The sequence below is a fragment of the Apibacter sp. ESL0432 genome, from assembly GCF_019469225.1.
GTDB lineage: Bacteria > Bacteroidota > Bacteroidia > Flavobacteriales > Weeksellaceae > Apibacter.
Genome location: NZ_CP048266.1, coordinates 1,920,739 through 1,940,100 on the forward strand (window position 1 = coordinate 1,920,739; position 19,362 = coordinate 1,940,100).

The following is a 19,362-nucleotide window of genomic DNA, read 5'->3' on the forward strand; positions in this document are numbered from 1 at the left end:
TAATATATTTATTATCTCCGAATACTTAAATCAGTTTGAGTTTAAGGGATTTACTAATGGGGGAGCTCTCAAACCTCTTCCTAAAAATTTTTCAGAAGTGGTTTTTGTATATGCATAGTAGAAATTTGAATCTTTATTCGAAGAATTTAATAATAGAAAATTATGCCCCAAAAAAGATTCCGGTATAATATAAATGAGTTGTTGAGAAAATTCATAATTAGAAATAGATAATTTAAAATCGTCTAAATTTTTTTCTCCTAAATTTATATGTTTGATTATATCTTCGAGTTTCTCGAATAAGTTTACAGAATGATTATTTTTAGCCTCAGATAAAAAACATTCGTGAAGAACAATTTCAAATTTAACCTTGTGTTGATGAGGAACAAAGGAATGCGCTACAATTAGAAACGTAGCAAAAAATATGGATATTTTACTTATTATTTTCAAGCATTACAAAAATATATATTTTATTAAAATAAATTATATATTTTATATATTATTTCACTATAACATAATTTAAATTGCTTTTTTATCTCCTCCAATAGTCTTAAATACGGTTCTCAAGATTATAATCATGTCTAAATAAAAGGTCCATTTTCTAACATAATAAATGTCTGCAATTATTCTTTTTTGCATATCTTCTCTGGAATTTATTTCCCCTCTGAAACCTTTTACTTGAGCTAATCCGGTAATTCCGGGTTTAACATGATGTCTACGACTATATCTTAATAAAAGATCATTATAATAATTATCTTGAACAACCATATGAGGTCTAGGACCAACAACAGACATATTTCCTTTCAATACATTAAAAAACTGAGGCATTTCATCTAAACTTGATTTTCGTAATATTCTACCTAATTGGGTAACTCTGGAATCATCTTTCACAGTAGCTTTAATGTCATTATCTTCACTGTTTTTCATCGTTCTGAATTTATAGCAATAAAATATATTCCCTCCTAATCCCACTCTTTTTTGAGCATAGATTACAGGTTTGCCCGATTCTAGTAAAATTGCTATTGCAATAAGAGGGTATAGCCAACTTAAAATAAAAATTATAACAAACAATGAAAATAGAATATCAAATAGCCTTTTTATAAATTGATTCCAAAAATCATCTAAAGGAAATTTTTTAAATAACAATATTGGATACGTATCATAATATTCTAAATCCAGACTATAAAATGAATTGTATAAAGTGCTTGGAATAAATCTAATTTCTATATGAAGTTTTTGTGCTAATACGACTAATTCATCATGAACAGAATGCGATAGTTTACCGTTTAATGAAAAAAATATGATTAGTATTTCTTCTTCAAGTATAAAACTTTTTAACTTTTCTAAATCAAATTTGTATTTATTTTTTTTTATATCGTCTTTAATATTTGCTAAAAAACTTCCACAATTAACATATCCATAATCTTTTCTTTTAGACAAAAATTTTATAAATGATAAGGTATTATTATTCTCATCAACAAAAATAACTCTTATATAATTTCCTCCTAAACTTCTATATATTTTTAAAAATAGAAAAAGAACAACTCTAATAAAAAAAGTTATCAGAAAAAGTGATATTAAAAAATATATAGTTACTTTATTTGAAAATAGATCATCCTTTTTTAATCCGGAGACAAAGAAGGTTATGACACCAAATAAAATAATCTGAAAAATGTTATTTTTTAAAATTATTCCAATACCGGTATTCCTTTTAATCTCATATAAATGGGTTTTTAGTGAAATAAAATACCAGCTCATCAAAAGTAATATTAATACCTTATAATGTGCATCTAATAATTCTTTTAATGAAACAACATATATCCCTAAATGATAATACTGAATTTTTAAAAAATAAAAGAATAAAATAATTATGAAAACTATATCGAACAATAGTTGTAAAAAATAACTATTTTTTAAATATCGAGTATATCTCATACATCCTATAATTTATAAAAAAAAAATAAATATTTATTAATTGATAAAAATAGTTATTTTTTATTAAACAAATATCTATAATTTTACTATATTAGACTAAATTAATGTGAACTTAATAAATATTAAATAATTTTATATTGATGAAAAAAATAAAAGTTTTACATATAGTTGAAGCTCTAGGTGGAGGGGTATATACATATATAAAAGATTTATCTATTTTTTTTGGAAAATATAATAATATATTCGATACTACTATTGCATATAGTTCTAAACGCCCGGAGGTATCCAATTTAGATTTAAAAAAAGAGTTATCAAATGGGGTTAGATTAATAGAACTGGATATGAATAAAGAAATCTCTTTAAAAGATTTTAAAAGTACTTACGAACTTATAAATTTATGCAAATCTCTACAACCTCAAATAATACACCTTCATTCTTCTAAAGCAGGAATCTTGGGTAAATTTGCATCATTATTTTATAAAAAAGCTCTGCTGTTTTATACTCCACATGGATACTCTTTTATAAGAAAAGATATTTCTCCTGTTAAAAAAAAATTATATTATAACATTGAAAAATTTACTACTAAATATTTGGGAGGCACCACAATTGCCTGTGGAGATAGTGAATTTGAAAATGGCACTAAATTAGGTAAGACCTTATTAATTAGGAATGGAATTAATTTAGAATCTATATTACCTAAATATGTAGAAAATAAGATCATTAAAAATCGCCTAAGCATAGGAATTGTAGGAAGAATAACCTATGCCAGAAACCCAACTCTTTTTGACAAGATTGCAAAAAATAATTTGGATATTGACTTTTTATGGATTGGCGATGGTGAATTAAGAAATGTTATTACTTCTCCTAACATTACAATTACCGGATGGTTAGACAGAGATAAGATATTTGACTATTTAATTAAATTAGACATATATATTCAAACATCTTTATGGGAAGGCCTGCCTATTGCCCCCTTAGAAGCTATGGCGTTTCAAAAGCCGGTTCTTGCAACAAATATCATTGGAAATAAAGACATTGTAAAACATGGAGAAACCGGATTTTTATTTACGGATGAAAATGACATTCAAGAATTTATTGAAGCCTTAAAAGACCGTTCAACACGTAAAAAAATGGGTAAATTAGGATTAAAAAGGTGCGTAGAATATTTTGACCTTAATAAAAATTTTACTCTTTTAAAAAATATTTATCTTGATTCTTTACATATAAATACCCAAAAAAACTAACTAAAATACAGCTAAATACGATTCCATCAAATCGAATTAAAAAATCATCTGTTATATTGGCTACTATAAATGATAGAGAATAATAAATTATTAAAGAGTTATGCAATTTAAATCCAATATAAAGTGGTAATGCCATGAAAATAATTAATAATACGAATCCTATAATTCCAAATCTAACTAAATAATCTAAGTATTGATTGTGAACCGGAAATTTATATTTAAACAAAAACATTTGGTCTGTTTCATAGTAGTATTCGAATAGTTTTCTTTTTCCGTCTGAAGCTCCTACTCCAAACCAGATATTCCTTTTAGACAAGTCAAAAGCTGATTTCCAAATACTTAACCTTGTTACTAACGAATTGTAAATTTCACCTTCAGGGTTCTCAACTTCATCCAGCTTTCCGATTTTATCCATGTTCCCAAATGAAACCGTTGTATATTTCTTTATTGTATAAGGGAAAAGTGTTATAAAAATGACTATAAATATAAAAACTATGGCTGTAATTAAAACACTTTGTTTTAAAGTAAATGATGATTTAAATTGATACAAGGTTATGAATATTGACCCTAGTATTGAACTGCAAACAGCTATTCTAGTATTAATTAAGAAAACAAAACCCAGCAACATTGTATAGGTTATAAAATTAGTTATCTTATCGAGACGTCTTTTGGAGGTTGTATTATAGAAATTATATAAGGAACTAATGCAACAAAATGATACAATTAAATTGAGTGCCGGTGCATGATTGTTGTCGATACTTCTCGAAAAGCTATACCCCATGTCCCACACATCTATGCCATTTAAATAATTATTTATATTATCTTGATAAAAAATCACATACCTAATTAAAAAGCAAAATAGTATCAAGCATATAATTTTTGTCCAATAATTAATTATTTTAAAAATGTCAATTTTAAAAGGAGATAAAATAATAAAAAAGGGGAAAAATAAATAGATAATTTTTTTTTCTAAAGACTTAAATCCATAATAAGCATAATCATTATTCCAAAACATTAAAACTTCGATAAGAAAAGGCATCGATAATAAAATTACCAACCCATTGAATTTTATTTTGACTTTTAAATTGATAAAAGCAAAAATTTGGAACACAATATAGGAAATAATTAAAATCGTACAAATCGATCTGAATAGTATAGTACTTAAAATTAATATTAAAAAAATAAAATTTATCTTTTCAAAATTATTTTTCTTTATCATCATAAAATAAAATAAAATAAATCAATGGAAATATACCCGCTTTATGTCTAATGGAAGATCCTAAGTCAGGTTCAAACAAGCCTTGAACAATAAAAAATGAAAATGTTATATAATATGCCCATCTAATATTATTATTTTTTTTAACCTTCAAAATTTGATCAAATTTTAAAGATAAACAAAAAAATAATGTCAATTGCCAAATTGAAAATAATGCAACTTGTGGTGATGCAGAAAAAATTGATGTGATAGGTATATTTACTACCATAAATCCGTATATTATTGACACAGCATCTCCATACCAAGTATTGGTCGGTAATGGAGGGATTATAGCAGATTTTGATTCTTCTTTTATTTTAGGATCATCTAATCGTCTTTCATTTAGCTCCGTGCGAGTTTTATCTGAAAGATATCCATGTTTTACCATATTATGTCCACAACTTATAAGAATAATCATTATCAATCCGTATATTATAATTAAAAATGAATTAAGCTTTAAATTACAATAACTCAAAATACTAATAAATATAGATAAAATTAGAACTAAATAATAATATTCCCTAAATATATAGGAATATAATAAAATCATTAAACAAATAATTATCCTATTTCGAAAAACATATTCTTTATTTTTATTTTTAATTAATTTAACAAGAATAGCACAAAATATAAATGTAATAAACTCTTTAGTTTGCATTGATATAAATATACCAATAACAAAAAAAGAGGCATACATCAAAAGATTGTTTACTTTTACCTTATCAAAATTAGAAGGAATACCAATTTTAGTTAAAATATATATTAGAATCGGATATTGTATTAAAGCCACTAAAGAAAAAGGCATCCACCTCATACCTGTAATGGAATAAAAAAAAATTGAAAGTTGAAAGCCTCCAACTACTCCCTTTAAATTCCATGGATTATGAATGATCGTTAATGCATCTGAAAAATATTTTTTAGGTAATACATAGCTACTGCAGATTGCAGCTATTAATCCTAAAAAAGAAAAACTGAAAAAAATAAACTTACTTTTTGTAATCGTCAGATTATTCATTAGTATTTTAAAAATTTAAATATTTGCAATGAAATTCTATCCCAACTAAGGGATGTTTTCTTTTTATGCATTTGTTTAATTAAATAGTCTCTTTGAAATTGATCTTCAATTAGATGTACTAAACCTTTTTTTAATGAATCTTTATTGGGCTCAACCCAAACACATTCATCTTGATCTAATTGTTCACAAAAACCTCCAACATTTGTACAAACCATAGGTAATTCTGAACTAATCCCGAGAGTAATAACTCCCGATTGTGTCGCTTCCAAATATGGTAAAACTAAAATATCAGCCCAATTTAAAAGTTTACCTATTTCCAAATCTGACAGGTATTTATCCTGTATCTTTAATTTTTCTGTATCTTTGATTTTTAATTCGTAAATGCTTTTTCCGGCAATTATACATCTATCTATTTTATCTCTTATATCTTCAATAACTTCAGCTAAAAGCTCCACCCCTTTATAGGGACTAATCCTGCCTAAAAAAAGTATATTTTTTCCCCTATTTATTTTCGCAGGGGAATCACTTAATGACGTTGTTTCAATTAATCCATGTGGAACTATAATACTCGGTTTAATTAATTTTAATGTTTTCTCTACATTAACTTTAACATAGTTTGTCAAAAATATTAATTTAGAGCTCAATCTAATATTTAAATTAGAATATTGCTGGATCAATAAACTATTTTCTCCTTTATGTAAAACACCATCATGTACTGTCAATATTACGTCGCGACCTAATAATCTAAAGAGCAAAATAAAGGGTAAATTCCATAAATGAAAATACGGTAAATATAGTATTCTATAATTTTTCACTATTTTAGGTAAAAGAACTATACAATAAAATGGAAGTATAAATAGTGTATTTAAAATAAATGAAAAAGCTGATTTATAGGTTATTAACGATTTTTGATTAGGTATTGAAATTCCTTCTATAGCAAATTTAGATTTGTAATAATCGTAACTATTTTCAGGAAAATGTAAAACTATATTGTCAGAATATAGAGGTAAGCTTCCTGTCCTACCTAATGATAAGATCATAATCTTACGACTCATTTTACATTATATTTTAATCCTAAAATTATTTTGAATATCATCATTATCCTATCCCATTGCCCTCGTCTTATTCTATTAATTAAGATGGGTACAAAACTTAAATAAACTGATGGTAAATGATACCATTTTAAGTTTTTCTTTGCAAAAACCAGTTTATTAATTAACAAATAATAATCTGAAAATAAAGTTTTTGATTTACCTTCATTATTTCCGTTATCTATAGTTGTTCCATGTTTATGAAAAATATATAAATCAGTGAATATTATAGATTTCCAATCTTTTTTCTTTGCTCTACTAGTATAATCCCACTCTTCAAAATACAAGAAATAATCTTCTTCGAGAAAACCTACTTCCATAAAACATTCTTTTTTTATAAACATTGAAGCTCCTATGGGGATTAAATTATAAATTGCTTTTTTAGGAATATCTGAATAATTCATGCATTCATATAAAGGAAAGGTATGAGCAAGCCAATCATTATATTTATTTGCTGCACATTGCAATATTTCCGGCTGATTATAATAACATAAAGAATTACCAATTATACCAATAGTATTCTGCATTGTTTTAAATTTTTCAGATATATTATGCAAAAAATCAACGGGTACTACTGTATCATTATTTAAAAGCCAAATATAATCAAATTTATCCTGTTTTTTCAAATATTTTAAAACAATATTATTTGCAGCTGAAAATCCTTTGTTTTCCTTTGCTTTAATAAAAACAATTTTTTGTTCAATATCTTTTAACTCATATAATTCTTCTTCATTTAAATACAACAGATCTTGACTCGACTTTTCTGAAATTGGAAAAACTAATTCCGGGAATTTAGTTTCTATTTTCATGGAAATGTTTTGACCCCATTTCTTAAACATTTCAAAATCATCAAATTTCAATGAATTATCTACAATAAACAACTGAAAGTTTTGTATGGTAGATTTTAATAATGATTCCAAACATTCTATAGTGTCTGAACATCCATTATAGTTTACAATAATAATTTTATACTCCAATTTTATTATTTTTAATACTATCAACTAATGATTTTAAACATATTTGCCAAGAATTATCTGTATGATCCTTATCAGGATATTTAATTAAATAATTATTATCATTAATTATTTGTTCCAAAACAGATTTTAATTCTTCATCATTATTCTGTCCCACTAATTTTCCAAAATTTTCATTTTTTTCTATAGTTTCTTTTGCCCCACCTACATCCGTTGAAATAATATAATTATTAAATCTATAAGCTTCCGAAAAAACGATAGCATATCCCTCCCATATTGACGTCAATACAAAAACTTTTGCTTTATTATAATATTCCCATAAAATTTTCTTTTCCAAAATTGGCCCAGTAAATATTACCTTATTTTTTAATGATGGATTTTTATGATAAAATAATTCAATTTCTTTTTGGAAATTTTCCTCTATTGGACCTATAAAATAAAATTTCCAATTTTTAAAATTTGAAATTTTTTCAATAGCTTTTAAAAACATTACTGTATTTTTTTGAAATGTACCTAATCGCCCAACAGTTATAATTTTATTTTCTTTTTCTGAAAAAGGAATAACATTAAGTGATAATTTCATTAATTCCTCTTCATCAAATCCATTTTTAATTAAGAAGATTTTTTCTGAAATATTTAAATTTTCATTCCATAATTTAAATGATAAATGAGTTTCAACTGATATATAATCGCATTTCTTCAATAACTTATTATAAATTTGGTTTTTAATAAATGAAGAATTATTTTTAACATCTAAAATATCTTCTCCTCCATCCACTTTTAAATAAAACCTTCCATTAGGATTAATCATTTTATATAAAATGCATAAAATGGCACTTGTAAATCTGAAATGAAAAGTCATTAATAAATCAATCTTTTTACCATTCTTAATAACATAAAGCAATGAAGATAAAAAAAATGATATATTTTGTAATTTTTTTAGCTTAAATATATTTATTAACGAACGTAATTTAACTCCCTTGTAGTTATTATTTATAAATAAATTGTTTGTTTTAGTTTTTTGATATACTATGGTTACTTCATAGGATAATTCTTTTCCAAGGTAATAAGGGACAAGAAAAACATCTTTTCCTAAATGTTCTTTTTCAAAATGAGCAAAAACTAAGGTTAAATTTTTAGATTCCATTTATTTAAAAGCCGATTAAAATAAAATAAAATATTTATTCCTAACAAAGGAGTGAAAGCTAAAATAATAATTGACATTATTCCGGTTTTAATTAAAAGTGAAAAATAAATATTATCAAAATGGATAAAATGGTTTATTATTTCTCCAATTACTAGTAATAATACTAATATTAAGATAGATTTAAATAGATATAAAAAAATTTTCTTCTTATTATGAATAGATATTATATAAAGCATTATAAAAACTATTAATAAATGAAAAAGACCTATAGAAACAGGAAATGTAAATTGATTAAATAGCTTATAAAAAAAACAATTAAATATTATAATTCCTATTTGAGTTAAAACGCCCAATACCGCTTGTTGTTTATTTTTTAATTGAGAAATCATAACCGGTGATATATAAACATATAAACAAATAGCTATAAAAGATATGGAATATAATTTTGTTAAAAGGGAAATTTGTTCTATGTTACTTATGCTAACTTCTCCTTTTTTAAAAAATATATAATTAATTTCATAGGCATTTAAATATAATAAGGGTACAAAAAAACTTATTATTAAAATGATAAATTTCAAATAATTATAAAAGGAAATATAATATTCTTCCCATTCCTTTCTATAAAAATTTTTAGTAAGTTGGGGGATTATAGCTGTTAATATAATACTGGTAATAACAACCTGAAATAATAAAGTGAATTTTTGAGCATAATCAATCATTGAAATTATACCTACTCCCATTTTATTGGATAAGCTTTTTTCAATTAATGAATTTATTTGACCAACTATATAAGGAAAATAAAAAGGAATACCAAATACTATAAACACCTTTGCTTGAGATATAAAAGTTTTATTCCATTTAAAAATAGGTAATAATTTATTTTTTCTTAAAAAATAAAGTATTATTAAAGATAAAATAAATAAATTAAAGTATTGCCCTACATATAAAGAAAATATACCTATATATGCTGTACCAAAATATATTATGCCTAAGTTAAAAAAAGATGTAAAAAATGATGTTATTTCTGGTATATAAAATATATTATTGGCATTTAAGATACCTATCCCTATTGAAGTAAATTGCGTAAACAAAATACTATAAAGTAAAATATTAACAAATAAACAATATCTATTTAGTAATAAACCATCCACAGTGAATAAACTATGAATAATATTTTTACCGTAAAAGAAAAAAATAATGACTAATAAAATAACCATAATAGCATAGACAAGTAACAAAGAACCCGTTTTAGTTAATGCTGATTGAACCGATTCTTCCTCTTTCACTTGAACATATTTTATCCTAAAAACATCTGATATAGGATTAAAAAATGTATTATTTAAGTTGATAATAAATGCGGTAGATATAATCCAAATATCCCTATCTAATGATAATCCAAAATACTTTGCGGAAACACTAACAATTAATAAATTTATAACAAGAGTAAGTGCCTTTATAATAAAGATATTTAAACTAATTTTGCGTGATGAAATTGCCATTTCCTACAAAATAATTTACTATCAAAATAAGAACTTATATCCCTACTTATAAAGCAGAAATAATTTTTTTACTTCAATCATATTTATTTTTATATAGTGTAGAATATGATTGATTAAAAATTATGATTCGTATATAAATAGTAAAAAAACTTTATAAAATATTTTTTAATAAATTAATGCTTTACTTTGATAATATAAACAATTAAAAACTCTTCATTATTTTTTATGTAATAATTAAGAGCTACTTAGAAATATTTATTTTTTAATTATTTTTTTGCGCAGTTTTAATTCCGGAATCATCCCACCATTTTCCGTCAGGTGTTCTAACGAAAACGTCTCCAGTTTTACCATCGAAAACATAGGTTCTTAATCCGTCAGCAGACTCAATAACTTGAAAAGAATACCTGTTTGATGGTGCTACTTCTTGACCGTTAACCGGTTTATCGCAACTTGTAAGCAGTAAAGTTAGTCCTAACATGAAGAATGAAATAAATTTTATCATATTTTTTTTATACAAATATAGATAATTCATGTCATTATATTCATTTATTAAGCATTTCTTTTAAACTATCTTTCCATTCAGGGATTGAAATTCCAAAAGTATTTTTAATTTTAGTTTTATCTAACAAACTATATTGTGGTCGTTTTGCAGGAGTGGGAAATTCTGAAGTTGGTATAGGATTAATTTTGATTTTAGATTTACTTAATTTTCTTATTTCTTCACTGAATTGATACCAGGAACATTCTCCTTCATTGGAAAAATTGTAAATTCCATAAGCTCCTATATCATTTTGTATAATAGTTAAGATAGCATCTGCTAAATCAAATGCATTCGTAGGAGATCCAATTTGATCGTTAATGACATTTATTTCTTCTTTTTCATTAAATAATTTTAACATGGTTTTCACAAAATTATTCCCAAAGGGAGAATATAACCATGCCGTTCTAATTATATAAGTTTTTGGATTATAATATTGAGCAAGTATTTCACCATTTAATTTGGTTTTTCCGTAAATACCTAAAGGAGCTACGGGATCATCTTCTTTGCGCGGTGTAGATTCTTCTCCTGAAAACACATAGTCTGTTGAAATATGTATAAAAGTAGCTTTTTGAGCGGCGCTTGCTTTTGCTAAGAACTTTACAGCATCAGCATTAAGTTTTTCTGCCATTTCAATATCTGTTTCTGCTTTATCAACAGCAGTATAGGCAGCACAATTAATTACGTAATCAAACTTGTTTGAAAAAAAATAAGTTTTTACAAATATTTCATCTAATATATCCAACTCTTGAACATCTGTAAATGTAAAACTATAATTTGCAAGAGGTTTTTCTTTTAATCTTTGCTTTAAAGATCTTCCTAATTGCCCATCCCCTCCTGTAACTAATATTTTTTTCATAATCTATGATAATTCAATGGGTTTGAATTCTTTAAAAGAAATCGCATTTAAGTCTTTTTCAGAAATAATTCTATCCCCGGCATCAATACCCCAATCAATATTTAAATCTTTATCTAAAGGATTAACACCCAGTTCACTTTCCTTATGATAAAATCCTTCACATTTATAAGCAAAAATAACTGATTCTGATATTACTGAAAATCCATGTAAAAAACCTTTCGGGATAAACAATTGTTTTTTATTCGATGCCGATAATTCAACAGATATATATTGCCCGTACGTAGGAGAATTTTTTCGAACATCAACGGCGACATCAATTACTTTACCTTGTAATACATACACTAATTTAGCTTGAGAATAGGGGGGTAACTGCTGATGTAAACCTCTTATAACCCCATAAGAAGACTTAGAGACATTATCTTGAACAAAATTGGGTTTATATCCTACCTTTTTTTCAAATGTATCAAGATTGAACGTCTCCATAAAAAATCCTCGTGAATCTTCAAAAACTTGTGGTTTTAAAATATAGCATCCTTTAAGTGTGGTTTCAGTTACTATCATCTATTTTTTAACTAATTTTTTTATTTTGCTTTCTTAAACTTTCCACACGTTCCTCAAACAAATTTTCAGGTATACTTACACATATTTCTTGAAACAGATCCAAAAAATTTTGCGGTTGAACTTCAGATTTTCGGGTAGATAAATTAAAATATATCAAAGTAACCCATAAAACAGCATGTGTCAAACTTTTGTCTTTATTTAACATTAACACTTCAACTGTATTGGTCCTGTCTGTATATTTTACTATCTTACTGGTAATTATAATATCTTTATTATATCTAACTTCTTTGATATAAGCAATCTGATTTTGCAATGCAACCCATAAACATCCGGTTTTTTTAGATTGTTCAAAATTATCTAACTGATAATTATCTAAACAATGATCTTCCCTAGCATTTAGCATATAATCAAAATAACGAAGATTAGAAAGATGACCTATAGGGTCACAATCTGCAAATCGTACTCTGTATTTAGACTCAGGTTCTTTTACTTTCATAATGTGAATTTAATGATTTACTATTTGATCATATTATTAAATTAAAATTAAATACAATTTAATTTGAAAGTTACTAAATATCTATAACTTACAAAATTTTTAAAGAATCCCGTTTTAATTTATAAATGATTATTTTTTTAAAAATATAAAATTATTATTCACTATATCTATTTACAAGTTTTGTTATTATTTCCAATTCACTATTTTCTAAACCTACATATAAAGGCAGACATAAAATTTTTTCTGATATGGACTCTGATACTGACATTTTACTACCTTTAACATAATTTATTGTATTTAATGAAGGGTAAAAATAACGTCTGGGTACAATATTTTGTTCTGCTAATTTTTCTTGTACCCTTAATAGTATCTTTTCAGAATTAAATATAACGGGATAGTAGCTGTAATTCCACTTAGTATTTTCTCTTATTTGGAGTGATTTTAATTTACTAAAATCTAGTGATTCATCGTAAAAATCTACTACTTTCTTCCTTTCAGCAATTATATAATCAATATAATGTAATACGGACAAGCCCATTGCTGCTTGTAGTTCAGATATTTTAGCATTAATTCCTACACCACATATATCATTGGTTTCAGTATATCCAAAATTATGACTATAATTTAACCTTTTCATCAATTCGGAATCTTTGCAAAATAAAGCTCCTCCTTCTCCTGTATGAAATAATTTGGTAGCATGAAAACTACAGGTACTTATATCACCATATTCAAATATAGATTTGCTGTTATGTTCTACTCCAAAACAATGCGCTGCATCGTAAATAACCTTTATCTGATATTTTTTTGCAATTTTTTCAAGTATTTTCACATTGCAAGGATTACCAAATACATGGGTAGCTAATATTGCCGTGGTTTTATCTGTAATTGCTTCTTCAATCTTATTTTCATCTATAGTCAGATGATCCGGATCAATATCCACAAACACCGGTTTACAACTTTCCCATATAATGGCGGAAGTAGTAGCCACAAAGCTAAAAGGTGTAGTAATAACTTCTCCTCCCTCAGCAATATTTTTCAATGCTATTTGAATAGGGACGGTACCGTTATTAGTAACTAATATATTAGTAACATTTAAATACTTCTTGAGTTTCTCTTCAAGTTTTAAAACTAATTCACCTCTATTGGTCAGCCATTGGTTTTTCCAAACTTTTTCTAAATATTCATTATATTCAGATAAAGGAGGTAAAAATACCTTAGTTACATTAATTCTTTTTTCCAAAATCAAAAAACGCCTTTAATTATTAAAATTTAAAAATCAAAAATATAACAAAATTAATAATTCTCACAAAGAATACACATAATTTTATATCTAGAACATAATTTATTGAATACAAACATTAAAAACAATTATAATATATAATAGCTACAATAATGTTTATATACTCCATATATAAATCTGCTATTTATTTTTATTTACCTTTGCAAAAAATATGATATGTCAAATATTATAGCGCTTGTAGGAAGGCCTAATGTAGGAAAATCTACTCTTTTTAATCGATTACTACAAAAGAGGGAGGCAATTGTTGATAGTGTGGCCGGGGTTACTCGTGATCGGCATTATGGAAAAAGTGACTGGAACGGCGTCGATTTTACTGTTATTGATACTGGAGGTTATGTAGTTGGATCTGAAGATATTTTCGAAGAAGAAATAAGAAAACAAGTTGAACTTGCCGTAGATGAAGCTTCTGCGATTATATTTTTAGTTGATGTAACAGAAGGCATCACCGATATGGATAAAGAGGTTTCCAATCTTTTAAGAAAGACTGACAAACCGGTCTTTTTAGTTGTTAACAAAGTGGACAATGCTATGTTGGAAACGGAAGCCATGGAGTTTTATTCATTGGGAATGGAGAAATATTATACTATATCAGGAATGACAGGTAGCGGTACAGGAGATCTGCTGGATGATATAGTTGCCACATTTAAAGAGGAAGATTACGTAGACCCTTTTGAAGGCTTGCCGAGAATAACTATTGCAGGAAGGCCTAATGTGGGAAAATCAACATTTACCAATGCCTTATTGGAAAACGAGCGTAACATCGTAACAGATATAGCCGGTACTACCAGAGACAGTATCGAAACCTTATATGAAAAATTCGGATATAAATTTGTATTGATTGATACCGCCGGTATGCGGAAAAAAACTAAAGTAAATGAAAACCTTGAGTTTTATTCCGTAATGCGTTCCATACGTTCAATTGAGGATTCAGATGTTGTAATCCTAATGATAGATGCAACCTTAGGTTGGGAAAAACAAGATATGAACATCTTATTTTTAGCTCAAAAATACAGAAAAGGAGTTGTAATCGTCGTTAACAAATGGGATTTAGTTGAAAAAGAAACCAATACTTTAAAACAATTTGAAAATTTTATAAAAGAAAAGATTGCTCCATTTACGGATGTACCCATCATTTTCACCTCGGCTATTACTAAACAGCGTGTGTATAAAACGGTAGAAACTGCCATGAAAGTTTATGAAAATCGTTCACGCAGGATTAAAACCAGTAAATTAAATGAGGTCATGCTTCCTATAATTGAATCTACACCCCCGCCAAGTATAAAAGGTAAATATATAAAAATTAAATATTGCACTCAGCTTCCCACCAGAACTCCACAATTTGCATTTTTTGCAAATTTACCGCAATATATCAAAGAACCCTATAAACGATTTATTGAAAATAAATTACGTCAAAATTTTGAGTTGACAGGTGTTCCGATTGAAATATATTTCAGACAAAAATAAATTCCATAATAAATAAAAAGCATCTCATGATAGAGATGCTTTTTTTATAATAAATACTTTTAATGATTAGAAAGGATATTCAAATAATTCACTTTCATGATAGTATGGATTACCTTTAGCTTCTAAATTAAGCTTACTTATAGAATACATTACAGTAAATATAAATAGTCCCAACATAAAAATAAAAGCCCCGATTTCTAACAATCCTATACCCCAGAAAGCACCGACTGTTCCCGGCATAATAATATTAAACATATCCAAATAATGTCCGAATAGTACTACACAAGCCATAATAGGAACAATGACATAATTTCTCTTCACTTTACTGCTAACTAATATCAAAAACGGTAAAACTAAATTCGGGATCAACATGGTAAAGTAAGTAGGTCCATATAACTTGTATCTTCCAAAGAAATATACTGTTTCCTCAGGAATATCAGCATACCAATACAACATGAATTGCGCAAACCACAGGTAAGACCATAAAAGGCTAAACCCAAACAAAAATTTAGCAAGATCATGCATATGGTTATCGTTAAATGCCGGTAAAAAACCTTTCTTTTTCAGATATATGGAAATAATCAACATCACTCCAACGGAGGAAACCAAACAGCTGATTAATACATACCACATATATAAAGTTGAATACCAATGAGGATCAATGGACATTAACCAATCCCATGCCCAACAAGCGGAAGCCAAAGCAAAGAAAACAATAGCACCTACACTCCAATTGTATACTTTTTTATAATCGGAAACTTCTTTAGTTTCATCCAACTTTCTCGTTAGAGATTTTATTTTCCATAAAAAGAAAATACATCCGGCCACATAAATCAGCGTTCTAATAACAAAAAACGGTCTATTTAAAAACGGTTCTTTAGATTTTATAAGCAAATCGAAATGCGAAGAATTAGGATCGGTTAAAGAGGGATCCATCCAATGATATAAATGATTCAGTCCTCCGTGTTCACCACCATATGATGAAAGAAAAATAAATACAACCATTAATAAGCCGCCTACAGGTAGAAACGAAGCAATACCTTCCATTACTCTGATAACTACAATAGACCAACCGGCATTACCTGCATGTTGGACAGCAGCAAAAAACAAGGCAGTAGCTGAAATACCGAAAAATAACATCAAAGACACAAAAAATGCAGACCACGGTCTGTTATGAATTTGATGTTCAGCATGTTCAATATGTTCTTTAGAGTGCGCAACATCTCCTTTATAAACTGAATTCATGGGTTGAGCTCCCGCTAATTCTTCATTATGATGTAAAATTTCCTTAACAGCATGTTCATCTATACGTGAATTCTGATAATACCCTATACCAAAGGCTATCAATCCTACTACGATTAATACTATGGACGTTAATTTAAGACTTGATGAAAATGTATATCTCATAGCTGTATTATTGTTCTGTTGTTTGTGTCTGTTCTGCAGAGTTTGATGTTGCAGAAGGTTTAAATTCGTTTATTACATATTCTGCAACTCTCCACATATCTCCGGGTAAAAGTTGCCCCGCATAAGATCCCATGGCATTTCTTCCATGTTCCATAACATAATGTACAGATCCGACTGTTATATCCCTATCTTTATAATTAGGTACTCCCGAAAATGCTCCGGATTGAACAATATCACCTTGTCCGTCTCCGGCTGTACCATGACAAGCCGAACATGTTTTTATATATAAATCTTTTCCTCTGGCTAAGTCCTTATCTTTGTTTAAAGGGTTTAGCGGTGAAACCGTTATTTTTTTAGAAGCATCGTATCCTTCAGGGGTATTTGGTAAATCCATAGGTAAAATTCCTTCGGGATTTTGAGCTATAGTTCCGGGTACAGGCGCTAATGCGGTTGCTCCTCCTTGCTTTGAAAATAAAGGAACCGTCGTTCCTTGTTCTCCATAAGCAATTACTGCCTCTTGATAAGGATCATAGGCTACCGGATAGTACATATCTGGAAAATAAACCAAACTGGGTTTTTTCTTACTACAAGAAATTATAAACAAACTTCCTGTTATAGCAAAAAGAATATATTTAGTTATTTTTTTCATCTTCAATTTTTTTTACAGTTATTTCCTCAACACCTGTAGCTATCAAAATTTCCTTTACTTGGTCGTAATTTTGATTAGAAATTTCAACTAAAAATTTATCATCGGTAGTCCTTGGATCAGGATTTTGAGCTTTTTGTCCCGGATAATGCTTGTTTAAAATAAGGTATGTAATGGACATGAGGTGAGCGGCAAAAAATACTGTCAGCTCAAACATAATTGGAATAAAAGCCGGCATATTTTCTGTCCAAGTAAAACTCGGTTTTCCTCCTATATTTTGCTGCCAATCATAATTCATCGTATACCAAGTAAGCACAGAAGCAACAGCTAACCCCATAGCTCCATAGAAAAAAGCAAATTCAGACATTCTCGATTCTTTTAATCCCATTGCCTTATCTAATCCATGTACCGGAAAAGGTGTATAAACTTCATTAATTTCAATTCCTCTATCACGAAGTTGCTTAACCCCATCTATAAGGAGATCATCATCTCCGTATAAACCGTAAATAATTGTCTTAGTGGTGCTCATTTTCTAAATGATGTTTTTTAAACCCTTCACTTGATGTTTTTATAATTGTCTTCAATTCTGCCTGAGCTATAACCGGGAAAGTTCTAGCATACAACAGATATAATACTGAAAAGAAACCTATCGTTCCAATGAATATTCCTACGTCTACAAAAGAAGGTTGGAACATTGTCCATGCACTCGGTAAATAATCACGTGACAGATTGATAACAATAATGTCAAATCTTTCAAACCACATACCGATATTTATAACAATGGAAACAATGAAGGTCCATAGAAAATTTCTTCTTAATTTTTTTATCCAAAGAGAAGCAGGAATTAATACATTACAAAGGATTAATAACCAAAATGCCCACCAATATGGTCCAGTGGCAGCTCCAACTGAGAAATAAGTAAAATCTTCATATCTGCTACCTGAATACCATCCGATAAAGAATTCCGTAATATAAGCTACAGTTACCATACCTCCTGTCACAACTATTACAATATTCATATATTCGATATGCTTTTGAGTGATATAATCCTCTAAATGACATACTTTTCTAACCACGCTAAGCAAGGTTTGAACCATAGCAAAACCGGAAAATATAGCACCCGCAACAAAATACGGCGGATATACTGTTGAATGCCATCCTTTAATAACTGAAGTTGCAAAGTCAAAGGAAACAATGGTATGAACAGAAAAAACTAAAGGAGTTGCAAGACCTGCCAAAACTAATGACACTTCCTCAAATCGTTGCCAATGCTTAGCTTTACCTCCCCACCCAAAACTCAATATAGTATAAATCTTTTTAGTTACCGGTTTAACCGCTCGATCTCTAACCATGGCAAAATCAGGAATTAGTCCGATATACCAAAAAACCACAGATACCGAAAAATAGGTACTGATGGCAAATACGTCCCATAATAAGGGGGAGTTGAAATTGGGCCATAAAGTTCCGAACTGGTTAGTTATAGGAAATACAAAATAAGCTAACCATATACGCCCCATATGAATACATGGGAACATGGCAGCCTGAACCACCGCAAAAATAGTCATGGCTTCCGCAGAACGGTTAATGGAAAGTCTCCATTTTTGACGGAAAAGCAATAATACAGCAGAAATCAATGTTCCTGCATGACCTATCCCTACCCACCAAACGAAATTTGTTATATCCCATCCCCAATTTATCGTTCTGTTTAGTCCCCATACCCCTATTCCGGTACCTATCGTATAAGCAATACACCCTACTCCATAGATAAAGGCCACTAAAGCAATATAAAAAGCAAACCACCAAAGTTTCCCGGCTTTGGTTTCAATAGGACGGGCTATATCTTCCGTAATGTCATGATAGGTTTTATCCCCTAAAATTAACGGCTCGCGAATAGGTGCTTCGTAATGTCCTGACATAGTAACTTTCTTAAAATT

19 protein-coding genes are annotated in these 19,362 nt (G+C 28.1%); 2 read left to right on the plus strand and 17 right to left on the minus strand.

Annotated elements, in window-relative coordinates:
* Positions 1-30: 30 nt before the first annotated feature.
* Both GYM73_RS08170 and GYM73_RS08175 read right to left on the minus strand, forming a co-directional pair.
* Complete coding sequence (locus GYM73_RS08170; RefSeq protein WP_166004624.1) at positions 31-447, minus strand: hypothetical protein; 417 nt, start codon at positions 445-447, stop codon at positions 31-33.
* 69 nt (positions 448-516) lie between these two features.
* Positions 517-1,932, minus strand: coding sequence for an exopolysaccharide biosynthesis polyprenyl glycosylphosphotransferase (locus GYM73_RS08175; protein WP_166004626.1), 1,416 nt, complete (start codon positions 1,930-1,932; stop codon positions 517-519).
* A gap of 140 nt (positions 1,933-2,072) precedes the next feature.
* On the opposite strand from GYM73_RS08175, the gene GYM73_RS08180 reads away from it, so the two are divergent.
* The gene (locus GYM73_RS08180) at positions 2,073-3,176 is read left to right on the plus strand and encodes a glycosyltransferase (RefSeq protein ID WP_255490335.1); all 1,104 of its coding nucleotides are present in this window, start codon (positions 2,073-2,075) and stop codon (positions 3,174-3,176) included.
* Here GYM73_RS08180 and GYM73_RS08185 read toward each other — a convergent pair.
* From GYM73_RS08185 to GYM73_RS08235, 11 genes are all read right to left on the minus strand, one after another.
* Positions 3,118-4,014, minus strand: a complete 897-nt coding sequence (locus GYM73_RS08185) for an O-antigen ligase (protein ID WP_220233539.1) — start codon at positions 4,012-4,014, stop codon at positions 3,118-3,120. The genes GYM73_RS08180 and GYM73_RS08185 overlap by 59 nt on opposite strands.
* A gap of 364 nt (positions 4,015-4,378) precedes the next feature.
* Positions 4,379-5,446, minus strand: a complete 1,068-nt coding sequence (locus tag GYM73_RS08190; RefSeq protein ID WP_220233540.1) for a hypothetical protein — start codon at positions 5,444-5,446, stop codon at positions 4,379-4,381.
* A complete protein-coding gene (locus GYM73_RS08195; RefSeq protein ID WP_220233541.1) occupies positions 5,446-6,501 on the minus strand; it encodes a glycosyltransferase family 4 protein in 1,056 nt (351 codons plus the stop codon). The genes GYM73_RS08190 and GYM73_RS08195 overlap by 1 nt, the downstream gene beginning before the upstream one ends.
* Positions 6,498-7,514 (minus strand): glycosyltransferase family 2 protein, encoded by a 1,017-nt coding sequence (locus GYM73_RS08200; protein ID WP_220233542.1) that lies wholly within the window; start codon positions 7,512-7,514, stop codon positions 6,498-6,500. Before GYM73_RS08200 ends, GYM73_RS08195 begins: the two co-directional genes overlap by 4 nt.
* Positions 7,504-8,658 (minus strand): glycosyltransferase, encoded by a 1,155-nt coding sequence (locus tag GYM73_RS08205; RefSeq protein WP_220233543.1) that lies wholly within the window; start codon positions 8,656-8,658, stop codon positions 7,504-7,506. The genes GYM73_RS08200 and GYM73_RS08205 overlap by 11 nt, the downstream gene beginning before the upstream one ends.
* A complete protein-coding gene (locus GYM73_RS08210) occupies positions 8,640-10,157 on the minus strand; it encodes a lipid II flippase MurJ (RefSeq protein ID WP_220233544.1) in 1,518 nt (505 codons plus the stop codon). Before GYM73_RS08210 ends, GYM73_RS08205 begins: the two co-directional genes overlap by 19 nt.
* A 262-nt stretch (positions 10,158-10,419) precedes the next feature.
* The gene (locus tag GYM73_RS08215; protein WP_220233545.1) at positions 10,420-10,659 is read right to left on the minus strand and encodes a hypothetical protein; all 240 of its coding nucleotides are present in this window, start codon (positions 10,657-10,659) and stop codon (positions 10,420-10,422) included.
* A gap of 40 nt (positions 10,660-10,699) precedes the next feature.
* Positions 10,700-11,554, minus strand: coding sequence for a dTDP-4-dehydrorhamnose reductase (gene rfbD / locus GYM73_RS08220; RefSeq protein ID WP_220233546.1), 855 nt, complete (start codon positions 11,552-11,554; stop codon positions 10,700-10,702).
* 3 nt (positions 11,555-11,557) lie between these two features.
* Positions 11,558-12,115 (minus strand): dTDP-4-dehydrorhamnose 3,5-epimerase, encoded by a 558-nt coding sequence (gene rfbC / locus GYM73_RS08225; RefSeq protein WP_220233547.1) that lies wholly within the window; start codon positions 12,113-12,115, stop codon positions 11,558-11,560.
* Positions 12,116-12,122: 7 nt separating this feature from the next.
* Complete coding sequence (locus GYM73_RS08230; RefSeq protein ID WP_105296729.1) at positions 12,123-12,611, minus strand: thioesterase family protein; 489 nt, start codon at positions 12,609-12,611, stop codon at positions 12,123-12,125.
* A 154-nt stretch (positions 12,612-12,765) separates the two neighbouring features.
* Positions 12,766-13,857 (minus strand): DegT/DnrJ/EryC1/StrS aminotransferase family protein, encoded by a 1,092-nt coding sequence (locus GYM73_RS08235; protein ID WP_220233548.1) that lies wholly within the window; start codon positions 13,855-13,857, stop codon positions 12,766-12,768.
* Positions 13,858-14,067: 210 nt separating this feature from the next.
* Here GYM73_RS08235 and der point away from each other — a divergent pair, with 210 nt between their 5' ends.
* Positions 14,068-15,375, plus strand: coding sequence for a ribosome biogenesis GTPase Der (der, locus tag GYM73_RS08240; RefSeq protein WP_160541745.1), 1,308 nt, complete (start codon positions 14,068-14,070; stop codon positions 15,373-15,375).
* A gap of 66 nt (positions 15,376-15,441) precedes the next feature.
* Here the strand turns inward: der and GYM73_RS08245 are convergent, their stop codons facing one another.
* The 4 genes from GYM73_RS08245 to nrfD are packed head-to-tail and all read right to left on the minus strand — an operon-like array spanning position 15,442 to position 19,344.
* Positions 15,442-16,782 carry a quinol:cytochrome C oxidoreductase gene (locus tag GYM73_RS08245; RefSeq protein WP_160564590.1) on the minus strand — a complete coding sequence of 447 codons (1,341 nt, stop codon included), beginning with the start codon at positions 16,780-16,782 and terminating at the stop codon, positions 15,442-15,444.
* 7 nt (positions 16,783-16,789) lie between these two features.
* On the minus strand, positions 16,790-17,431 hold the full coding sequence (locus tag GYM73_RS08250; RefSeq protein ID WP_105296733.1) for a cytochrome c: 642 nt from the start codon (positions 17,429-17,431) through the stop codon (positions 16,790-16,792).
* Positions 17,415-17,957, minus strand: coding sequence for a DUF3341 domain-containing protein (locus GYM73_RS08255; protein ID WP_160541743.1), 543 nt, complete (start codon positions 17,955-17,957; stop codon positions 17,415-17,417). Before GYM73_RS08255 ends, GYM73_RS08250 begins: the two co-directional genes overlap by 17 nt.
* On the minus strand, positions 17,944-19,344 hold the full coding sequence (nrfD, locus tag GYM73_RS08260; RefSeq protein ID WP_160541742.1) for an NrfD/PsrC family molybdoenzyme membrane anchor subunit: 1,401 nt from the start codon (positions 19,342-19,344) through the stop codon (positions 17,944-17,946). The genes GYM73_RS08255 and nrfD overlap by 14 nt, the downstream gene beginning before the upstream one ends.
* Positions 19,345-19,362: the final 18 nt, after the last annotated feature.

What these genes read in the sequence shown, in the direction of transcription:
- GYM73_RS08195 (WP_220233541.1), bottom strand. Translation starts at nt 6,501, where the DNA reads ATGAGTCGTAAGATTATGATCTTATCATTAGGTAGGACAGGAAGCTTA.
- der (WP_160541745.1), top strand. Translation starts at nt 14,068, where the DNA reads ATGTCAAATATTATAGCGCTTGTAGGAAGGCCTAATGTAGGAAAATCT.
- GYM73_RS08175 (WP_166004626.1), bottom strand. Translation starts at nt 1,932, where the DNA reads ATGAGATATACTCGATATTTAAAAAATAGTTATTTTTTACAACTATTG.
- GYM73_RS08190 (WP_220233540.1), bottom strand. Translation starts at nt 5,446, where the DNA reads ATGAATAATCTGACGATTACAAAAAGTAAGTTTATTTTTTTCAGTTTT.
- GYM73_RS08230 (WP_105296729.1), bottom strand. Translation starts at nt 12,611, where the DNA reads ATGAAAGTAAAAGAACCTGAGTCTAAATACAGAGTACGATTTGCAGAT.
- rfbC (WP_220233547.1), bottom strand. Translation starts at nt 12,115, where the DNA reads ATGATAGTAACTGAAACCACACTTAAAGGATGCTATATTTTAAAACCA.
- GYM73_RS08250 (WP_105296733.1), bottom strand. Translation starts at nt 17,431, where the DNA reads ATGAAAAAAATAACTAAATATATTCTTTTTGCTATAACAGGAAGTTTG.
- GYM73_RS08210 (WP_220233544.1), bottom strand. Translation starts at nt 10,157, where the DNA reads ATGGCAATTTCATCACGCAAAATTAGTTTAAATATCTTTATTATAAAG.
- rfbD (WP_220233546.1), bottom strand. Translation starts at nt 11,554, where the DNA reads ATGAAAAAAATATTAGTTACAGGAGGGGATGGGCAATTAGGAAGATCT.
- GYM73_RS08215 (WP_220233545.1), bottom strand. Translation starts at nt 10,659, where the DNA reads ATGATAAAATTTATTTCATTCTTCATGTTAGGACTAACTTTACTGCTT.
- GYM73_RS08180 (WP_255490335.1), top strand. Translation starts at nt 2,073, where the DNA reads ATGAAAAAAATAAAAGTTTTACATATAGTTGAAGCTCTAGGTGGAGGG.
- GYM73_RS08255 (WP_160541743.1), bottom strand. Translation starts at nt 17,957, where the DNA reads ATGAGCACCACTAAGACAATTATTTACGGTTTATACGGAGATGATGAT.
- nrfD (WP_160541742.1), bottom strand. Translation starts at nt 19,344, where the DNA reads ATGTCAGGACATTACGAAGCACCTATTCGCGAGCCGTTAATTTTAGGG.
- GYM73_RS08245 (WP_160564590.1), bottom strand. Translation starts at nt 16,782, where the DNA reads ATGAGATATACATTTTCATCAAGTCTTAAATTAACGTCCATAGTATTA.
- GYM73_RS08205 (WP_220233543.1), bottom strand. Translation starts at nt 8,658, where the DNA reads ATGGAATCTAAAAATTTAACCTTAGTTTTTGCTCATTTTGAAAAAGAA.